This window comes from Brevibacterium casei CIP 102111 (genome assembly GCF_900169275.1).
Taxonomy (GTDB): Bacteria; Actinomycetota; Actinomycetes; order Actinomycetales; family Brevibacteriaceae; genus Brevibacterium; species Brevibacterium casei.
The window spans coordinates 1-3,490 of the sequence record NZ_FXZC01000015.1; the positions used below are offsets into that span (position 1 = coordinate 1).

At 55.0% G+C, this 3,490-nt stretch carries 2 rRNA genes; both read right to left on the reverse strand.

The features are described from left to right. Positions 1–48: 48 nt before the first annotated feature. Positions 49–168, reverse strand: a 5S ribosomal RNA gene (gene rrf, locus BC102111_RS17425). Between the two features lie 133 nt (positions 169–301). Next, a 23S ribosomal RNA gene (locus BC102111_RS17430) occupies positions 302–3,406 on the reverse strand. Between the last annotated feature and the right edge of the window lie 84 nt (positions 3,407–3,490).

Consider the following 3,490-nt stretch of genomic DNA (forward strand, 5'->3'; position numbering starts at 1 on the left):
AAAAAGTGGGGGCACCCCTTCGAAAAGGAGTGCCCCCACCAACAATTATTGCGGCAGTCACTTACTCTCCCACAACCACCAAGTTGCAGTACCATCAGCATGACATGGGCTTAGCTACCGGGATCGGAACGGTTAACCGGGCGTTTCCCCACCACTATCACCACCGCAAAACCATCAGACAACCACCACACACGAATGTGTGTGGTAGTGGTCCAAGAACCGTACAGCGAACGCGAGCACCATCGTGTCATCTCGTCAAAAAATCGTTAATGCTTTTCACGCACACACCAACCCTCTTGGGTTGTGTGAGTGATCGGCGTATTAGTACCAGTCAACTCCACACCTCACAGTGCTTCCATACCCGGCCTATCAACCCAGTGTTCTCCTGGGCACCTCCCCCCAATAGGGATGGAAATCTCATCTCGGAGCAGGCTTCCCGCTTAGATGCTTTCAGCGGTTATCCTTCCCGAACGTAGCCAACCAGCCATGCACCTGGCGGTACAACTGGCACACCAGAGGTTCGTCCGTCCCGGTCCTCTCGTACTAAGGACAGCCCTCCACAAATTTCCTACGCACGCAGCGGATAGGGACCGAACTGTCTCACGACGTTCTAAACCCAGCTCGCGTACCGCTTTAATGGGCGAACAGCCCAACCCTTGGGACCGACTCCAGCCCCAGGATGCGACGAGCCGACATCGAGGTGCCAAACCATGCCGTCGATATGGACTCTTGGGCAAGATCAGCCTGTTATCCCCGAGGTACCTTTTATCCGTTGAGCGACCACGCTTCCACAAGCCATGGCCGGGTCACTAGTCCCAGCTTTCGCTCCTGCTCGACACGTCCGTCTCACAGTCAAGCTCCCTTGTGCACTTACACTCGACACCTGATTGCCAACCAGGCTGAGGGAACCTTTGGGCGCCTCCGTTACTCTTTAGGAGGCAACCGCCCCAGTTAAACTACCCATCAGGCACTGTCCCTGAACCCGATCAGGGTCCGAAGTTAAGGAATCCAGAATGGTCAGAGTGGTATTTCACTTGCCGACTCCACCCGATCTGGCGACCAGGCTTCAACATCTCCCACCTATCCTACACAAACCACACCGAAGCCCAATACCAAACTATAGTGAAGGTCTCGGGGTCTTTCCGTCCTGCTGCGCGTAACGAGCATCTTTACTCGTAATGCAATTTCGCCGAGTTCGTGGTTGAGACAGCAGAGAAGTCGTTACGCCATTCGTGCAGGTCGGAACTTACCCGACAAGGAATTTCGCTACCTTAGGATGGTTATAGTTACCACCGCCGTTTACTGGGGCTTAAATTCTCCGCTTCACCCCAAAGGGTTAACGGGTCCTCTTAACCTTCCAGCACCGGGCAGGCGTCAGTCCGTATACATCGACTTACATCTTCGCACGGACCTGTGTTTTTAATAAACAGTCGCTTCTCTCTGGCCTCTGCGACCACCACCAGCTCCCAACCGCAAGGGCTGTTCACCAGGATGGCCCCCCTTCTCCCGAAGTTACGGGGGCATTTTGCCGAGTTCCTTAACCACGATTCTCTCGATCACCTTAGTATTCTCTACCTGACCACCTGTGTCGGTTATAGGGTACGGGCAACACACACCCTCACGTCGATGCTTTTCTCGGCAGCAGAGGATCACCAGATCACCCCACCACTGTGGGGCGCCCATCAGCTCTCACACACTCGTGGGGACGGATTTGCCTACCCCCACATGCTACGACCTTAGACCACGACTACCATCGCGTGGCCTGGCTACCTTTCTGCGTCACACCTCACGCTTACCGACTCCACACTCAGGTCCTCACCAACCCACCAACCAGACATCCGAAGACGCCACGGGTGGACCGGGGAGTTAGTCTCATGTGTTTTGGTATTGTCGGTTGTGTGTCGGTACCAGAATATCAACTGGTTGTCCATCGACTACGCCTGTCGGCCTCGCCTTAGGTCCCGACTTACCCAGGGCGGATTAGCCTAGCCCTGGAACCCTTGGTCATCCGGTGGACGGGTTTCTCACCCGTCTTTCGCTACTCATGCCTGCATTCTCACTCGTGACGCCTCCACCACTCGTTCACACGGCGACTTCACTGGCGACACGACGCTCCCCTACCCAACACCACACCATTACAGTATCGTGATGCTGCCACAACTTCGGCGGTGTACTTAGCCCCGCTACATTATCGGCGCTCAATCACTTGACCAGTGAGCTATTACGCACTCTTTCAAGGGTGGCTGCTTCTAAGCCAACCTCCTGGTTGTCTTCGCAACTGAACATCCTTTCCCACTCAGCACACGCTTAGGGGCCTTAGTTGATGGTCTGGGCTGTTTCCCTCTCGACAATGAAGCTTATCCCCCACTGTCTCACTGCCACGCTGAACCTTACCGGCATTCGGAGTTTAGTTGACGTCAGTAACCCGGTGGGGCCCATCAGCCATCCAGTAGCTCTACCTCCGGCAAGAACCACGCAACGCTGCACCTAAATGCATTTCGGGGAGAACCAGCTATCACAGAGTTTGATTGGCCTTTCACCCCTAACCACAGGTCATCCCCTCCATTTTCAACTGAAGTGGGTGCGGGCCTCCACAACATCTTACTGCTGCTTCACCCTGCCCATGGCTAGATCACTCCGCTTCGGGTCTAGGACACGCGACTGGACCGCCCTATTCGGACTCGCTTTCGCTACGGCTACCCCACACGGGTTAACCTCGCCACGCACCGCTAACTCGCAGGCTCATTCTTCAAAAGGCACGCCATCACACCAACACGGGTGCTCTGACGGATTGTAAGCACATGGTTTCAGGTACTCTTTCACTCCCCTCCCGGGGTACTTTTCACCATTCCCTCACGGTACTGATCCGCTATCGGTCATCAGGAAGTATTTAGCCTTACCAGGTGGTCCTGGCAGATTCACACGGAATTCCACGAGTTCCGTGCTACTCGGGGACACGTGTCACACTGGGGCCACGCGTTTCGTCTACGGGACTCTCACCCACTCCGGTACTGTTTCCCACCAGCTTCGACTACACGTAAGCACTCATCAGCGTCTCGGTCATGCTGAACCGAACACACACACCCCACAACACCATGTACGCAACACCAGCACGCTTGACACGCACACGGTTTAGGCTCATCCAGTTTCGCTCGCCACTACTCCCGGAATCATTCTTATTTTCTCTTCCTACGGGTACTGAGATGTTTCACTTCCCCGCGTTCCCTCCACACACCCTATATATTCAGGTGCGGGTCACCGCACTCGCATGCGGCGGGGTTCCCCCATTCGGACATCCTCGGATCACAGCCCGTTTATCGGCTCCCCGAGGCTTATCGCAGATTTCCACGTCCTTCATCGGCTCCTGATGCCAAGGCATCCACCATGCGCTCTTACACACTCACACCCACCCCTAGAGGTTGGTATCAGTGTGCGCGAAAATATCACACTAAGATTTTTTGACTCAAAGAAAATCACACTACACACCAGC